This window comes from Erwinia sp. AnSW2-5, from assembly GCF_045107195.1.
Lineage (GTDB): Bacteria > Pseudomonadota > Gammaproteobacteria > Enterobacterales > Enterobacteriaceae > Erwinia.
Genome location: NZ_JBJGXA010000016.1, coordinates 91,306 through 108,145, shown reverse-complemented (window position 1 = coordinate 108,145; position 16,840 = coordinate 91,306). Strand labels below are relative to the sequence as shown.

At 50.4% G+C, this 16,840-nt stretch carries 15 protein-coding genes; 5 read left to right on the top strand and 10 right to left on the bottom strand.

What is annotated here, in order from left to right; genetic code table 11:
* Positions 1–45: 45 nt before the first annotated feature.
* The 3 genes from spoT to gmk are packed head-to-tail and all read right to left on the bottom strand — an operon-like array spanning position 46 to position 3,129.
* Entirely contained in the window at positions 46–2,154 is a 2,109-nt protein-coding gene (gene spoT, locus ACFL9S_RS13745; protein ID WP_405262458.1) for a bifunctional GTP diphosphokinase/guanosine-3',5'-bis pyrophosphate 3'-pyrophosphohydrolase, read from the bottom strand.
* Between the two features lie 19 nt (positions 2,155–2,173).
* On the bottom strand, positions 2,174–2,449 hold the full coding sequence (gene rpoZ / locus ACFL9S_RS13740; RefSeq protein WP_405262457.1) for a DNA-directed RNA polymerase subunit omega: 276 nt from the start codon (positions 2,447–2,449) through the stop codon (positions 2,174–2,176).
* 56 nt (positions 2,450–2,505) lie between these two features.
* The gene (gmk, locus tag ACFL9S_RS13735; protein ID WP_405262456.1) at positions 2,506–3,129 is read right to left on the bottom strand and encodes a guanylate kinase; all 624 of its coding nucleotides are present in this window, start codon (positions 3,127–3,129) and stop codon (positions 2,506–2,508) included.
* A gap of 259 nt (positions 3,130–3,388) precedes the next feature.
* Here gmk and ligB point away from each other — a divergent pair, with 259 nt between their 5' ends.
* Complete coding sequence (gene ligB, locus ACFL9S_RS13730) at positions 3,389–5,071, top strand: NAD-dependent DNA ligase LigB (RefSeq protein ID WP_405262455.1); 1,683 nt, start codon at positions 3,389–3,391, stop codon at positions 5,069–5,071.
* On the opposite strand, the gene ACFL9S_RS13725 is transcribed toward ligB, so the two are convergent.
* Positions 5,068–5,685, bottom strand: coding sequence for a trimeric intracellular cation channel family protein (locus tag ACFL9S_RS13725; RefSeq protein WP_405262454.1), 618 nt, complete (start codon positions 5,683–5,685; stop codon positions 5,068–5,070). The two genes, ligB and ACFL9S_RS13725, sit on opposite strands and share 4 nt — an antisense overlap.
* A 488-nt stretch (positions 5,686–6,173) precedes the next feature.
* Here ACFL9S_RS13725 and ACFL9S_RS13720 point away from each other — a divergent pair, with 488 nt between their 5' ends.
* The 4 genes from ACFL9S_RS13720 to ACFL9S_RS13705 all read left to right on the top strand — a co-directional run bounded on the left by ACFL9S_RS13720 (position 6,174) and on the right by ACFL9S_RS13705 (position 10,531).
* Positions 6,174–6,818 carry a response regulator gene (locus ACFL9S_RS13720; RefSeq protein ID WP_405262453.1) on the top strand — a complete coding sequence of 215 codons (645 nt, stop codon included), beginning with the start codon at positions 6,174–6,176 and terminating at the stop codon, positions 6,816–6,818.
* Between the two features lie 235 nt (positions 6,819–7,053).
* Positions 7,054–7,689, top strand: a complete 636-nt coding sequence (locus tag ACFL9S_RS13715; protein ID WP_405262452.1) for a TolC family protein — start codon at positions 7,054–7,056, stop codon at positions 7,687–7,689.
* Positions 7,690–7,860: 171 nt separating this feature from the next.
* A complete protein-coding gene (locus ACFL9S_RS13710) occupies positions 7,861–8,205 on the top strand; it encodes a hypothetical protein (protein WP_405262451.1) in 345 nt (114 codons plus the stop codon).
* Between the two features lie 163 nt (positions 8,206–8,368).
* Entirely contained in the window at positions 8,369–10,531 is a 2,163-nt protein-coding gene (locus tag ACFL9S_RS13705; protein ID WP_405262450.1) for a peptidase domain-containing ABC transporter, read from the top strand.
* 4 nt (positions 10,532–10,535) lie between these two features.
* Here ACFL9S_RS13705 and ACFL9S_RS13700 read toward each other — a convergent pair whose 3' ends face one another.
* From ACFL9S_RS13700 to ACFL9S_RS13675, 6 genes are all read right to left on the bottom strand, one after another.
* Entirely contained in the window at positions 10,536–11,894 is a 1,359-nt protein-coding gene (locus ACFL9S_RS13700) for an MFS transporter (RefSeq protein ID WP_405262449.1), read from the bottom strand.
* A gap of 152 nt (positions 11,895–12,046) precedes the next feature.
* A complete protein-coding gene (locus tag ACFL9S_RS13695; protein WP_405262448.1) occupies positions 12,047–12,385 on the bottom strand; it encodes a zinc ribbon domain-containing protein YjdM in 339 nt (112 codons plus the stop codon).
* A gap of 154 nt (positions 12,386–12,539) precedes the next feature.
* Positions 12,540–13,940 carry an amino acid permease gene (locus ACFL9S_RS13690; RefSeq protein WP_405262447.1) on the bottom strand — a complete coding sequence of 467 codons (1,401 nt, stop codon included), beginning with the start codon at positions 13,938–13,940 and terminating at the stop codon, positions 12,540–12,542.
* 6 nt (positions 13,941–13,946) lie between these two features.
* Entirely contained in the window at positions 13,947–15,140 is a 1,194-nt protein-coding gene (locus ACFL9S_RS13685; protein ID WP_405262446.1) for an aromatic amino acid transaminase, read from the bottom strand.
* Between the two features lie 33 nt (positions 15,141–15,173).
* Complete coding sequence (locus tag ACFL9S_RS13680) at positions 15,174–15,572, bottom strand: RidA family protein (protein ID WP_405262445.1); 399 nt, start codon at positions 15,570–15,572, stop codon at positions 15,174–15,176.
* A gap of 319 nt (positions 15,573–15,891) precedes the next feature.
* Entirely contained in the window at positions 15,892–16,755 is an 864-nt protein-coding gene (locus ACFL9S_RS13675; RefSeq protein ID WP_405262444.1) for a YicC/YloC family endoribonuclease, read from the bottom strand.
* Positions 16,756–16,840: the final 85 nt, after the last annotated feature.

Below are 16,840 nucleotides of genomic sequence, written 5' to 3'. Positions count from 1 at the left end.
GCGATCGGGGAGCAGGAAAAGACGGAGACCCGCTCCGTCAATCCCTTAATTGCGGTTGCGGTGCACTTTGATTACATCCGGCATCACGCGGATTTTACGCATGATATTCGCCAGATGCACACGATCGCGCGCCGTCAGACGGATAAAGGCGCTGTACACACGACCATCTTTCTCTTCGGTGTTCAGGCTCTGAATGTTGGAACCCGCGGTATTGATCGCCGCAGTCAGGTTGGCCAGTGCGCCCTGGTGGTTAAACATATCCACCTTAATCTCGGCGACAAACTCCTGCTCGGTCACTTTATCCCACTCTACCGCCATGTATTTTTCTGGCTCTTTCTGGTAGCCACGGATATTACGGCAGGATTCGTGATGCACAACCAGACCTTTGCCGGGACTGACGTGTGCGACAATCGGGTCACCAGGGATCGGTCGGCAGCATTTGGCAAAGGTGATCAACACGCCATCAGCCCCTTTGATCGGCAGCTTGCTGCGCGAACCGCTGGTTGCTGGCGCATTCTGGTCGTTCTGTTGCAGGTTTTTCGCCACAACGACACTCATCGCGTTACCCAGGCCGATTTCAGCCAGCAGATCGTCAAGTGACGCCAGCTTCATGCGCTCCAGCTCATGCTGGACGTTGGCTTCAGGGATCTCTGCCAGTTTACGGCTGCCACCCAGGGCATGATTAAGCAGACGACGACCGAGGCTGACGGAGTCATCACGCTTAAGGTTTTTCAGCAACTGGCGGATTTTGGCGCGTGCTTTGGAGCTGACGACAAAGTTCAGCCAGGCGGCATTCGGGCGAGCACCCGGTGCAGTAATGATTTCCACGGTCTGGCCGCTGGTCAGCGACTGCGACAGGGGATAAGGCTGGCGGTCAACGCGAGCACCGACGCAGGCATGGCCGATGTCGGTGTGAACCGCGTAGGCAAAGTCCACCGGTGTGGCACCCGCGGGTAATTCGACAATACGCCCTTCCGGGGTGAAAACGTAAATTTCATCCGGGAACAGATCGGATTTCACGCTCTCAATAAATTCAAAGGAGCTACCGGCACTCTGTTGCAGTTCCAGCAGGCTCTGCAACCAACGCTGTGCGCGGATTTGTGCTGTGGTGCTGCTTTCGCCCTGTTCTTTATAAGCCCAGTGCGCCGCCACCCCCATCTCTGCCATCTGATCCATATCTTCAGTACGGATCTGCACTTCAACCGGGACGCCGTGAGGGCCAATCATGGAGGTGTGCAGGGATTGATAGCCGTTGGCTTTAGGAATGGCAATGTAGTCTTTAACCCGGCCAGGACGCGGTTTATATAAACTGTGCATCTGGCCCAGCACGCGATAGCAGGTATCCACATCACGTACGATCACCCGGAAAGCGTAGATATCCATAATCGAATGGAACCGTTGCTCTTTCAGGTGCATTTTGCAGTAGATGGAGTAGAGATGCTTCTCGCGACCGCTGACGCGGCGGGTAATTCCCGCTTCTTCAAGGCGACCGTCAATTTCAGAAAGGATTTTCTGAATCATCTCTTTACGGTTGCCACGTGCGGCTTTCACCACCTCTTTAATCACGCGATAGCGGTTAGGATACAGGGCTTCGAAGCCCAGTTCTTCCAGCTCGGTTTTCAGGTGGTGTATACCCAGGCGGTGTGCCAGTGGGCTATAAATCTCGAGAGTTTCTTGTGCAATACGGCGTTTTTTGTCCGGACGCAGCGCACCCAGGGTGCGCATATTATGCGTGCGGTCGGCCAGCTTGATCAAAATGACGCGGATATCTTGCACCATCGCCATGATCATCTTGCGAAAGTTTTCAGCCTGCGCTTCTTTTTTGTCGCGGAATTTCAGTTTATCGAGCTTAGAAACCCCTTCTACCAGTTCAGCAACCGTCCGACCGAACAGCTGTTCCATATCCTGGTAAGTGGCGGGGGTGTCTTCGATAACATCGTGCAGAAGCGCGGCCATCAGTGTTTCATGGTCGAGCTTCATTTCAGCGAGGATGCAGGTTACGGCGACCGGATGGGTGATATAAGGCTCACCGCTGGAGCGTGTCTGTCCCTCGTGAGCATCACGTGCGACAAGATAAGCTTGCTTGAGGCGCTTAATTTGCTCCTCAGGCAAGTATTTTTCAATCAGCTGATTGAGGCTTTCAAACAGATACAAGGCGGGCCTTCAAAGCGAATTAACGACGACCTTCAGCGATAGCGGTAACAGCCTGCAATTCAGCGGCTTCCTGCTCTTGCTGCTCCTGGCGATCGCGTACGTCGAGGATCTGATTCGTGATCAGGCCTTCCTCGATTTCGCGCAGCGCGATAACAGTAGATTTGTCGTTCTCTTCAGGAACCAGTGGGTCTTTACCACCGGTCTGCATCTGACGTGCGCGACGTGCTGCTACCAGAACCAGGTCAAAACGGTTACCAATTTTTTCTACTGCGTCCTGTACGGTTACGCGTGCCATAAGTGTGATACTCCACGGGTGGTGACGAAATGACTGGGCATCATACTGAGTTGTCCTCAGTCTGCCAATAGTTTGCTGATTAAAGCATCATGACGGGCTTTTTGACGAGCCATGCGCAGACGCTCTGCACGAATAATGTTTTTCAGATCGGACAATGCCAGATCGAAATCATCATTCACGATCAGGTAATCATACTCTGCGTAATGGCTCATTTCGGCAACAGCCTGCGCCATACGTTTGGTAATCACTTCTTCGCTGTCCTGGCCACGGCCACGAAGGCGGCGATCCAGCTCGTCTTTCGACGGTGGCAGCACAAAAATGCTGCGGGCTGCCGGCATTTTCTCGCGAATCTGTTTTGCACCCTGCCAGTCAATATCAAGAAACACATCAACGCCAGTCGACAACACTTGTTCAATCGCTTTACGCGATGTTCCATAGTAGTTGCCGAACACTTCAGCATGTTCGAGGAACGCATCTTCGCCGATCATGGTGCGGAATTCGTCGTGATTGACGAAGTAATAGTGTTCACCGTGATTTTCACCCGGCCGTACCCCACGAGTGGTGTGGGAAATAGATACCTGAGTATCATACAGCGGTTGCGTTTTTAACAGCGCCTGAATCAAACTGGATTTACCCGCGCCGCTGGGGGCGGAAACAATAAAAAGTGTGCCTTGAGCCATGATTATTCTTGATATGCCAATAAAGCGGAGTCTACTTCCTGCACAGTATACACAGGTGCAGCGCGTGATGCAGCGTTTAGGCCCTGTAATACGGCTTTTTCTGTATAAATGGACAATGTTTCGCAAGTTTTTGTTGGGTGATGTGCTCTGCCGCAGATACCCCTGAAGCCAGCGCTCATCATCCCGCTTTCCCCCTCGCCAGTTTCCCTGTGCTGCGTTCTACTAACGGATATTCATTGAATGCGCAGGAGAAGCAGGGATGCACTATCTCATTTTACTGGTCTGGCTTTTCAGCCACGGGGTTTCGGCAACGTGTCCGGTGTGGGCGCCCACACGCGCTGAGGAGGAAATCGTGGCTCTTGAAGCCCAACTTATGCAGTGGGATGACCTCTACCATCGTCAGGGGAAAAGCGTGGTGGCCGATGAGCACTATGATGCTCTGCACAACAAGTTACAGCAGTGGCAACGTTGTTTTCATCCCACCCTTGAACCCCACCAGCCAGTGCTGAAGACCGATGGTAAAGTGTCACATCCTGTCGCCCATGTCGGAGTTCGAAAGTTGTCCCGTAAAGATGATGTCTCGCACTGGATGATGAACAAGCGAGAGCTCTGGGTACAACCAAAGATAGATGGTGTGGCTGTTACGCTGATTTACCGTCAGGGAAAGCTGGTAAAAATGATCAGTCGTGGTAACGGCCTTACAGGCGAAGACTGGACGGAAAAAGCGGCCTTGATTAGCGATATTCCCCCGTCGATTCCGTTGTTGTCCAGGCAGCAGGTTTTTCAGGGCGAGTTGCACCTCAAGATGACCGATCATCGCCAGGCTACTGATGGTGGCAAAAATGCCCGCTCAATTGTGGCGGGAGCGTTAATGGCGAAAACACCAGCCGAGGTGCTGCAGCATATTGGTCTGTTTGTCTGGGCATGGCCAGACGGGCCGGAAAGTTTAACTCAGCGTCTGTTGGCTCTGCGTCAGGCGGGTTTTCCCGATGTCAGTAACTGGACGCATAGAGTTACCGACGTTGACGAGGTCGAAAGCTGGCGTGAACGCTGGTTCCATCAGCCGTTGCCCTTTGTTACCGATGGTGTTGTTGTACACAGCCTGCCATCGGAACAGGGATTGAACTGGATGCCAGGCCATGGGAACTGGGCGGTGGCCTGGAAATATCCCCCGCCGCAAGCGACCAGCGAAGTCCGTTCCGTGGAGTTTTCTGTTGGCCGTACGGGAAAAACGAATGTGGTGCTTATTTTGCAGCCAGTACCGTTGGACGATAAACGCATCAGTCGGGTGAATGTAGGTTCAGTGCCACGTTGGCGGCAATGGAATGTGATCGCGGGAGACCACGTCAGTATTGATCTGGCGGGCCAGGGCATCCCGCGTCTGAATGCGGTGCTGTGGCGGGTGGTGCAGCGAGATTACCCTCAGTCTCCCGATTCGACATATTTCAGTCACCTCAGTTGCTTTCACCTGACACCTGAGTGCCGGCAACAGTTTCTGGCAAGGCTGGAATGGTTGAGCAGTAAGTCTGTGCTTAACCTGACGGGTATTGGCCGTCAAAACTGGCAGCAGTTGCTTCAGTCGGGCCATCTGACACACCTGTTTTCATGGCTGGCACTGTCGCAAGAACAGTTAAAGGCTGTTCCTGGAATCGGGGAGGCGAGATCTCATCTTTTCTGGCAGCAATTTCGCTTAAGCCGGCAGCGGCCTTTTAAGCGCTGGGTCAGGGCATTAGGCGTTCCCATCCCTGAGAAGGCAATGAATGCGCTGGTGGATGATAGCTGGTCGCAGCTGTTGTCACGAACGGTAGAGGAGTGGCAGGCATTACCGGGAATTGGAAACAGGCTGGCGAAAAAAATTATTTATTTTCTGCAAAATCAGGAGGTGCGGCAGCTTATCCAGTTGCTGGATGAGCCTGCCACCCTGACGGTATCATCAGACTAATGGTCATCGTGCGGATAATTGAATACAGGCAAGCCCAGTTTGAAACGAAGTGCCAACAAACGTGCGATGAATCCGGCTAGCAGCGTAATGATAATGACCGTTTCCACGGGTAGCGCTGTTTTTAGCAACAGAATATAGACCCAGCCGGAAGCGAAGGCGATGCCAGCATAAAGCTCTTTCTGGAAAACCAGGGGTATCTGGTTGCAGAACATATCGCGGAGAACGCCCCCAAAGACACCCGTCACGACGGCGCTGATGGCCGCAATAATTCCGGCATGACCCATATCCAGCGCTACCTGTGCACCAATGATTGAAAAGACCACCAGGCCTAATGCATCAAGGACAAGAAAAACCTTACGAAGGTGGGGCATAAGGGGAGCTGCCAGCGTAGTGATGACAGCGGCAGCGGCAACAATCATGATGTATTCAGGATGTTTCACCCAACCGAGTGGGTAATGTCCTAGCAACATATCGCGAACAGAGCCTCCACCGATCGCGGTGACAGACGCGATAATGATTACACCGAACATATCCATCTTGCGACGGCCAGCCGCCAGTGCGCCTGTCATGGCTTCCGCTGTAATACCGATGATGTAAAGGACCGTGAGTAACATTGCCATCTCCTTAAAACCAGGCGGCAATCCTAAGGGGTTAGCACCAAAACGGCGACTGAAATTTTCTCAGGGAGAGTTCTGTCGGATGAGACGACACGAAGGGAAGTCACTAACGGTTAGTCTCGTAGCAAAAAAATAAATCAGAGGTGGGGAAATACGACCAGGTGTAAATGAGTGTTTTCAGGCTGTATTCTGCCATGCTTTATTGATTATTATTGTTTGATAAATAAGGATCTCTGAGTTTGTTCTTTCAGTTGGCTGTTATGTTTTTGTTCTAAAGTGTTCAGGTTTTATTTATAAATGTCCGATTATTTATAATTGATATCATTCGTGTTTGTTTTTTTTCATTACAGTTAAGTCAATGGTTTGATTTTATTTAACGCAAATTGCTTGCCATTCCGTACTGAGCGCACTTAAGATGTTTTGTGCAATTGTCAATGAATCGTATGTTTATTCAGGGCTGTGATGATAATCTACATGGAGGGAGTATGTCTAACAGACACACAATAGCAATCTCTGATGACCACCCACATATCATGTATTCGCTAAAGATGCTTTTTGAAAATAGTGATTCGTTCATTGTTTCAAACGAAACAATATGTGGAAAAAACTTATTGTCGGTTCTGGCTTCTAAACCAACGGACATTGTTATTACTGATTTTTCATTGAGTTCAGGCCGTTCGTCGATCGACGGATTTGCCAAGCTTCGTGCCCTAAAAGGGCGTTTTCCAGACGTGAAAGTTATCCTGCTTACCTCACAAAGTAATACAGCTATTCTGAGAAGTGCATGCGATTATGGCGTTAAGTCAATTGTTAGCAAATCTGACCCTGTAGATGAAACTGTACTGGCCTGTCAACATGTCATGACGCAGAAAGGATATTACTTCTCTTCTTCATGCGGCCATATCAGGAACTACCTAATAAAAGGGAAGGAAAAGGGAAGCCCGCTTACTCCTAAAGAGTTAGAGGTGGTTAGGCTCTTCTCTTCTGGGTATACGCTGTCAGAAATTGCAGTGCGTCAAAACAGAACTATTAGCACTATTTCCACCCAAAAGTATAACGCAATGCGTAGGCTGGGTGTTTCCTCTAACATTGAGCTGATACGCTATGCATATGCGAAAGGTTTAATCTAGTTTTGAGGTGTTACAGATGAACATACTATTTTATTGGAAAGAGGCGTTCATCTGAATCGTATGGTTTCAACGCAAATCCAGTTTATTAGGGTTTAATGAAACGTTTATTTTTATTCTTTTTTCTCCTAGCCTTCATGCCACCAGTGTGTGTGGCTGGGGGGGGCTCGTAGTTATGACGCCGAGTTCAGTGCGGTATATCAGGAAAAAAGCTGGAAATTAGGCGTTTGATCAATGGGTGGCTGGTCTGCTACCCATTATAAGTCTTGATGGAAGTGACACTAAACAGGATCAATTTCATACCAGTTATGCGGCGGCAGTAAAGCGTCATAACTACGGCATTAATCTGAGCCAGCCTCTGCTCGATATATCCAAAATCGCCGCGTTTCACCGTAGTAATGTCACCTCAGATCTGGCAGATATAGAGTTTATTGGTGCCCAACAAAAATTAATTCGTGATGTCATTGATGCTTTCTTGTGGTTATTTACCAATGAGACGTCACAGAAATGGCTATCTCCGCAACAAAAGTATTCAAAAAACAGTACTCTCAGGCTATTGCCGTCTTCAAACCTGGTCGACGGTAATCGTACTGAAGTTGATGAAGCGCAAGCGAATTATAATGAGGCAGCAGCCGGAGAGATTACTGCCCGCAACGATTTGGACGTCTCAAATGCAGCGTGGAACCGTCTGACGGGCTTGGATGCTGACGCGATTACGCCCATTTCGACGCAATGTTACCCGCCATCTCAATTGGGTGAACTCAAAAACGTTATCCTGCTAGCGCAAAGTCATATTACAAAAATGAAAAAAGCCACTCAGCAACGGGATTTAACAAAAGGTGGGGGCCGCTTTCAACTACGTGCAAAGCGATAGAACGCCGTATCCTGATCGAGTTTGGCTGTAAGTGCCAGGCCTGATCAGGCCTGGAATTGTCTAATCATCTCATGGATCTGAGAACAATATGAATGAACCCCTGTTTCGACCTGAAGTAGCCGATGCGAATAAGTCTACGATGATCGGTACAGTCGCGATTTACTCGCCCCCATGGCGTTGGCTGATGATGTCAGTTGTAGCGGTTACCGCGGTGTCTATTGCGGTTTTTTTATTTTTGGTAGCGACACCAAACGTGAGAATGCGCAAGGTGAGTTACTGTCATCGCGAGGGATCACCACGCTTATTCCGCAGGCAGCAGGAACGGTTTCCGATGTGAAAGTCATTGAAGGGGAAACCGTTAAAAAAGGGATGGTGTTGATGGATATATCTTCTGAATTATCAACCTCTCAAGGAGGAACCTGGGATGCTGTCATTGAGCAGATCCAGGTGCAGCGTTCCCGTTTGAAAAAGGAACTACAGGAAACGAAAGCACTAAACGAGGAAACAAAGCAGTAGCTGCTGCGCCCCAGCATGGCCGTTGAGGCTGACTTCCTCATTGAGAATCGACGTCTGATTGAATGGGTCCTTGAGCCGCTCTTTGCATTGTCCAAATGTTCTATTGATGGATAGAAAACAACCCAGGGATGCCGGTTGCAGGAATATTTAAGGATAAATAACGATGAGTTTTTCAGATTTACTAATTTTTGGCTGGAGACGCCGTTTACCCATGCTGCAGCAGGCGCAGGCGGCAGAGTGTGGGCTCGCCTGCATCGGGATGATTGCCAGTTACTATGGACACACTTTCGACCTTGTCACACTTCGCCATCGTTTTTCCACCTCGCTAAAAGGTGCCACGCTCGCTGATATCATGCTCATTGCTCATCGTTTAGGTTTGGCAGGACGGGCTTTACGTCTGGATATCGATGAGCTAACCCAGTTGCGTACACCCTGTATTCTCCACTGGGATCTGAACCACTTTGTGGTGTTGAAAAAAGTCCATCGTAACAAAATTACTATCCATGACCCGGCGCGCGGTATCCGCGATGTATCGATGGAAGAAGTGTCAACGTCATTCACGGGTGTGGCGCTGGAACTGTTACCTTCCGCTTCTTTTCAGAAGAAAGAGGAAAAGCAGTCAGTTTCCATGCGAAAACTGGTTGGTGGGGTTATAGGCTTGCGTCCGGTTTTAGCACAGATCCTGATCCTCTCGATGTCGCTTGAGTTGTTTGGCTTACTGACACCGTTCTTTATGCAGTGGGTGATGGATCTGGTGTTGGTCTCCTCTGACAGGGATTTACTTAGCCTGATGGGGACTGGATTTCTCATTATTGTGGTGATGCAAAATGTGATCTCAGCGCTGCGCTCTTGGGTGACAACCTGGTTTTCCAGCGTACTGAGTGTGCAGTGGACGACCAACGTTTTCTCATGGTTGATGGGCTTACCGATGTCGTTCTTTGAGCAACGTCATGTGGGGGATATTGTCTCGCGTTTCGGGTCTATTTCCACTATCCAGAGCACGCTGACCACCCGGTTTATCAGTACGCTACTGGATGGCGTAATGGCGTTTATCACGCTGGGTATGCTTTTTGCCTACAACGGGATGCTGGCTCTGTTGGTGATAGGGTTGTTTGTTGCCTACTCATCGATCCGTTTTCTCTCTTATCGCCCTTTTCGTCAGGCGAACGAGGATCAGATCATTGCCACCGCACGTGCGCAAACTACGCTACTGGAGACCATTCGCGGTATGCAGGCCGTTAAGCTGAATAATAAGCAGGTGGTTCGTCTTGCGACATACGCCAATGCGTTGGTGGAGGCCACCAACAAAGGGATAGCTATTCAGCGAATGAGTATCGGTTTCAATACATTGCAGGGAATGATCTCGGGTGTGGGCCGGATTGTGTTGATTTGGCTGGCGGCGTTGCAGGTGCTGGAAGGAAACTTCTCTGCGGGGATGCTGGTGGCCTTTGTGAGCTTCTCGGACCAGTTTATTGGCCGTGCTTCCGGGTTAATTGATGCCATTATCGATTTCCGTATGCTGCGTCTGCATGGTGAGCGTCTGGCTGATATCGTGCTGACGGATAAAGAAGACGATCTGGAGCCGAAGGTCGCGTTGCCTCCAAAAAATGCGGTGGTCACAGGGCCTGCTGTCAGTGTGGCTGAACTGAGTTTTCGTTATTCGGAAACGGAGCCTTGGATACTGGAAAATTGTTCCTTTGAGATTGCGCCTGGTGAAAGCGTGGCGATTGTCGGAGGTTCTGGTCAGGGGAAAACCACACTGGCCAAGCTGTTGCTGGGTTTGTTAAAACCAAACCTGGGAAAAATTGAAGTGGATGGGATTGAGATCCGTAAGCAGGGCATGCTGGCACACCGTGAAAGAATAGGCTGTGTGATGCAGGATGATATTCTGTTTGCTGGCTCAGTGGCCGAAAACATCAGCTTCTTTGATACCACGTCTGACCAGCAGCGTGTGGAGCTTGCCGCATCACAGGCTCAGATTCATCAGGATATTATCGGTATGCCAATGGGATATCAGACGTTAGTGGGCGATATGGGCTCATCACTCTCGGGTGGGCAGATACAGCGTGTGTTGCTGGCTCGCGCACTGTACCGCCAGCCCGACATCCTGGTGCTGGATGAAGCATCCAGTCATCTGGATATTGAACGAGAGAAATTGATTAACCATACCATCAAGCAAATGGATGTCACCCGCATCATCATTGCGCACCGGCCCGAAACGATCCGCAGTGCTGACCGGGTGATCGTGATAGAACAGGGTAAAGCCTGGTCTCTCGATGCGGAAAGCTTTATTTCCCGTCAGGGACCTGTAAGGCTCGAAGCCTGACGAGTTAAAGTTTTTCCCAGGCTTTTTTCAGGCCGGTCTCTTCATCGGGGTCTGCACCCTGCGCTGGTATTGTTTCTTCTTCTGCCAGTGATTCGCTGTCGAATGATGGCATTGTTTCCTCAATCATCTGTTCATCGAATGCCGGGTTCAGTGCCGGAGAAAGCGGAGAACTCATCAAGCTGTCCGGCATCGCAATATGCGGAACGGGAGCATCCTCAACAAATTGTGCTTCGTCTTCTTTCACTGTTCTGCTCAGGCCGACAATCATCAGGCCACACAGCGCAAAGAAGGCATAAAGCGTATTGCCTCCCAGAGGTTCCATTAGCAGGCCGACGGCCAGTGGACCAATACTGGCGCCGACACCAAAGGCCATCAGCAGGCACGCTGCCAGCGAGACGCGTCTTTCCGGTTCAACCAGGTCATTGGCCAGTGCGACGGCCAGCGGATACAGCGAAAACTGCAGCATACTGACAATAAAACCCAGTACCAGTAGGAATGAAAAGCTAATGTGGGGCAGTATCGCCAGTGGCAGAGCGGCAACAATCAGCACGATGGCATTCAAGCGCATTAGCAGCGTGCGGTTATAGCGATCGGACAACCAGCTGAGAGGAAACTGTGCGACCAGTCCGGCAAAAATAGCGATGGCCATAAACAGGCCGGTCTGGCCTGTCGTCAGGTCTTGCTGACTGGCGTAAACCGGTGCCAGACCGTAAAAAGAGCCGACCAGCATACCAATGGCCAGAGTGGTCGCCAGTACTTTAGGGATCGCACCGATAAAATACCGCAGCTCCATCGGGGCAGGGGAAAGCTGGCGGGCGTGGGTCCGCGTGGTTAACGCAATCGGCACCAGACAGAGTGAGAAACAGAGTGCGATTAACAGCAGCGTACTGAGGCCCAGATCGGTTTGCAGCATCAGCACCACCTGCCCGAGCGACATGCCGAGGTAGGTCGCCACCATATAGCAGCCAAAGACTTTGCCGCGCTGCTCCGATTCCGACTGATCGTTAAGCCAGCTTTCCAGCACCATATATTGGCACATCATGCACAGGCCGATGATCAACCGAAGCCCGACCCAGGCCGGGATAAATTCAGTCAGTCCGTGGCACAGCACGGCAGCGGTAATAATACCGGCGCAGGAAACATAGGTACGAATATGGCCGACGCGGGCGATGAGAAAATGCCCCACTTTGCCGCCGATCACCAGACCAATGTAGTTTGCCGCAATAATCGCCCCGATCAGACCGCCGGAGACATGTGTCGATGTCAGACGCAGGGAAACATAGGTCGTCAGCAACCCGGAACCGAGCAGCATTAAAAGCGTAGTGGTATAAAGCGGGAAAAACACGCCTAACGTTTTGTTCACTTTTCCTCCTGGTGAATTTTGAACGGGTCCGTTGAGCGCCGCACGCCCTTAACACCGAAATCGGGTGCCTTGTGATACTAGCAGTTTCAATCCTGAGGGCAAATCGGGGGGTGAGGAGAGGAAACCAGTAGCACTGAGGCTACTGGCTGGGATCAGTTCTTTTTCACAAACTCAGACTTCAATTTCATCGGGCCAAAGCCATCGATTTTGCAGTCAATGTTGTGGTCGCCTTCTACCAGACGAATGCTTTTCACTTTGGTGCCAATTTTCAGCGGTGTTGAACTGCCTTTGACCTTAAGGTCTTTAATCACCGTGACGCTGTCGCCATCTGCCAGCAGATTACCGTTGGCGTCTTTAACAATCAGTGTGTCATCAGCAGCGGCATCTGCGCCATCAGCCCATACGTGGCCACATTCCGGGCAGTTGAGCATCGCGCCATCTTGCCAGCTATATTCTGAGTGACATTTTGGGCAAGGAGGTAAAGTTTCCATGGTAATCCTCAAGTAAATCCATAATAAGGTAAGGGGATAGTTTACCTTGTCAGAGACGTTCTTCCTATTGCTGTTCTGGCTATCACGCTATACCCATCCCGTCTATTACGATAAATGTGCAGAATATTTCTCCCATCACGACGCGTGATAGTTGTTATTTCACGTCCTGCGCAGGTGACCCGGTGTCAGCAGCGGTTGCCTGGCGACGGCAAAAATAGAGAACGATCAGTAACAATGTGAATGGGATACCAAACAGCAGGGTCATTCTGAAAAAATCGGTAAACAGTGTGGTGATCATCAAGGCGGCCATTAATATTGCGCCCGCCAGGGTTAAATAGGGGTAGCCCCACATGCGGAACTTCAGCGCTGTTCCGGCATGGTGACGGCGGAAGAAAAAGTGCGTAATAAAAATCATCAGCCAGGTAAAGCAGGCGCCGTAAACTGAGATGGACATCATGACCGCAAAAGAGGTGTGCGGAGAGGTGATACTCAATACGATGGAAACAATGATGCCAAGGCAGGATATTGCCAGCGCGTTGGCCGGAATGCCGCGTTTGCTGATCTTCCCCAATCGTGCAGAAGCCTGCCCGGCACGGGACAGCGAAAACATAATGCGTGTTGTGATATACAGCTGACTGTTCATGGCCGACAGGGCGGCGATCAGCACGATAAAATTGAAGATGCCTGCAGCTGCGGGCAGGTGTATCAGGTTCATTGCCAGCAGGAATGGACTTTCTTCCGTGGAAGACAGCCTCCACGGAACCAGGGCCAGCATCAGGGAAATGGATAACATATAGAATATGAAAAGCCGCAGGATAGTACCTTTAAATGCCGTTCTCACGGCCTTCACCGGATCTTTAGCTTCCCCTGCCGCGACTGCAATCATCTCAATACTTAAATAGCTGAACATGGAGACGATGACTGCAAACCACATCCCCTTGATGCCGAACGGGAGAAAACCACCCTCTCCGGTAAAGTTATGCAGGCCAAAGTTCGGATTAGAAGAGAAGGTTAAAATACCGACAGCAATGACAATAAACGCCACGATGGCCACGACTTTGGTGACCGACAGGGCATACTCCACCTGACCAAATGACTTCACCCCAATCAGGTTGATGATGATCACGGCGGCAGAAAACAGCACGACCCAGGGCCATATTGGCGTAGCGGGAAACCAAAACTGCATGTACATCCCCATCGCCGTCACTTCTGTGCCCACCGCCAGCACCAGACAGGACCAGTAGGAATAACGCACCAGAAAACCACACAGGGGGCTGAGATAAAATTCGGCATAATCGCCAAACGATCCCGGTGTAGGATGCTCAGAGGTCATCTCTGCCAGGCAGCCCATTAATAACAGGGCGATCACACCGCCAATAAAATAACTCAGCAGTACGCCGGGTCCCGCCATCTGGATGGCATAAGAGCTGCCCAGAAACAGGCCTGTACCGATAGCGCCACCGATGGCCAGCATCGACATTTGTCCGGCGGTGAGTTGCTTTTTCAGCCCGCCCTGACGCTCAATAATCTCGTCAAAATGCTTTGCTTTTTTCATCGTCATTTACCTTTTTGACGTGGTACGCGTGACGTCTACAATGGCGGCAGTGACATAGTCAATGTTGTGCGCGTTGAGGCCCGGTAAACACATTCTGCCCGGTGCGACCAGATAAATGGCGTGCTGGTGGCGTAACTGGCCGATCTGGCTTTCATTCAAACCGGTGTAGCTGAACATGCCTTTTTGATTTCGGATGCGTGCGTAGTCTAACGAGGCTCCCTGCAGCTCCAGGGCTGCAGACAGGCTGATGCGCATCTGCCTGATGCGCTGACGCATAGCCGCCAGCTCACCCACCCAGTTCTGATACAGCGCCGGGTCAGCAAATACCGTTTCAACAATCTGGCTTCCGTGAATGGGTGGACAGGAATAGCTGCGGCGGATCAGCGTTTTCAACATGCCTTTCACATTGCTGGCGACAGACGGGCTGGCGCAGCAGATTGATAAGCTGCCTAATCTCTCACCGTAGAGCGCCAGATTTTTCGAGAAAGAGTGACTCACCAAAAAATCGAGATCGGTTTTCAGCGTTTCACGCAGCGCGAAGCTGTCTTCTTCTAAACCCTCACCAAAGCCCTGGTAGGCAATGTCAAAGAAAGGCAGCAGGCGGCGCTGATGCATAAGGTCGATCACCGACCGCCATTGTGAAGGGGTGAGGTCGCTTCCCGTTGGGTTGTGGCAACAGGGATGCAGTAGCACCACCGCCCCTGTTGGCAGGCAGGACAATGCTCCCATCATCGCGTCGAAACTCACCAGACCTGTATTATCATCAAAGTAGGGGTAGGTTTTTACCTGCAACCCTGCGCCCTCAAATATGGCCCAGTGATTAGACCAGGTGGGGTCGGAGACCCAGATTTCACGGCGTGATAAAGCATGATAAAGAAAATCGGCCGCCAGCTTTAGCGCGCCAGATCCACCCACAGACTGCACGGTAGCGACGCGCGCCATCGGTTGTCCCAGTAATAGCGTCTGGACCTGGTTGGCATACAGTGGCGCTCCCTCAATCGGGGGGTAAGTGTGCGGACGCTGTTGTTCCACCAGGCGTTGCTCTGCGATTTTCACGGCTTGCATCACAGGAATATTTCCCTGATGGTCGTAATACAGTCCTATCCCCAGATTGACTTTATCGGCGTGCGGATCCTGAGTATAGGCCTCCATTAATGACATAATCGGATCGGGTAAAGAGGGTTCAATTTTATTCAGCATAAAATGTCCTTAATTTATTACGCATGATTTTTTTTAAATTTTATGGATCTCATTACGTGACGATGCAATTGCACTCACAGTAATTTCAATTTTCATTCCGGGTACGACCAGTTTTTCAATAATAACCGTGGATCGATTGGGGTAAGGTGCATTGAAATAGCGTTTATAAATTACATCCAGTAATAAAATATCTCTTTCATCGGTAAGATACACAATCACCTGTAACACATTATCACTGTTAATTTTTGCCGCTTTTAGCGTCATGGCAAGATTATCAAACGTCAGTGTGATCTGTTTCTCGCTGGATCCAATCTCTACGGAACCATCCGGATTGACTGGCCCATGAGCGGTGAAGAGCATCCCTCCGCCCTGTGTCGCCCAGGAAAAAGGCTGGCCGATATCAGGCAATCCAGTATCAATAATGGTGCGCATCAGGCGATTCTCCCTTAGCCGGTAGATTTATATAAGAGTGTCATGGAATTAAAATGAGGATGCCTCCTTAAAGTTTCATATATTAAACATTGTTCTGCATGAAAAATGTATCATCACTAATAACGTTGCGTGAAATACTTGTCAAGAAAATGGCCGCATTAATGCGTGGCGGGTGGGTTAAAATGACTTTTTCCCCTAAGGGGTTTTACTGGTTAAACTCAACGGGGATTATTATGGGGTTCTAATCCATAAAAAAACCCGTCGTTAAACGGGTTTGGTGATGTCACTCATATTTTTACGAATATAATAATCCGGAAAATTACTCAATATTCTGGATCTGCTCTCGCATCTGCTCAATCAGCACTTTCAGCTCAATAGCAGAAGCAGTAATTTCAGCGTTGATGGATTTTGACCCCAGAGTGTTCGACTCGCGGTTGAACTCCTGCATCATAAAGTCGAGGCGACGACCGACCGCTTCCTTTTTCTTCAGGATGTTATAGGTTTCTTTCACGTGAGCTTCCAGACGGTCCAGCTCTTCCGCAACGTCCACACGCTGCGCCAGCATCACCAGTTCCTGCTCCAGGCGATTGTTTTCCAGCTGTACCTGCGCCTCTTCCAGACGGGTAACCAGTCGATCTCGCTGCCATTTCAGGACTTCTGGCATATGCGTACGGACTTTGATCACTTCCGCACTCACCCCTTCCAGACGCTGTTCAATCAGCGTTTTCAGAGCTGCGCCTTCGCTTTCACGGGCGATGATAAATTCGTCAATGGCAGCATCCAGTGCAACCAGCAACTGGGCAGAGATGGTATCCAGATCTTGCTCTTCCGCTGACATCACGCCAGGCCAGCGCAGAATATCGACCGGATTGATTTCACCCTCATCGCTCTGCATTTTGACCCAGTTGGCAGCCTGAACCAGTTGGATGGCCAGTTTTTCATTCAACACCAGCGAACTCTGGGCACGCAGGTCGGCGTCGAAACGCAGGTTAACTTCGATTTTCCCACGGGTCAGACGATTACGGATGCGTTCACGGATCACCGGTTCCAGGCCACGAAACTGCTCTGGCAGACGGATATAGGTTTCAAGATAGCGCTGGTTGACGGAACGCAGCTCCCAGGCTGCGCTGCCCCATTCGCCTTTAGTTTCGCGTCGGGCATAAGCTGTCATACTGCGGATCATTTTGCGTACCGTTATTAGGAAAAGATGCAGCGATTATAGCGATGCTGACGATGCCTTAACAGGTATTCGGTCAAATGGTGGTGTT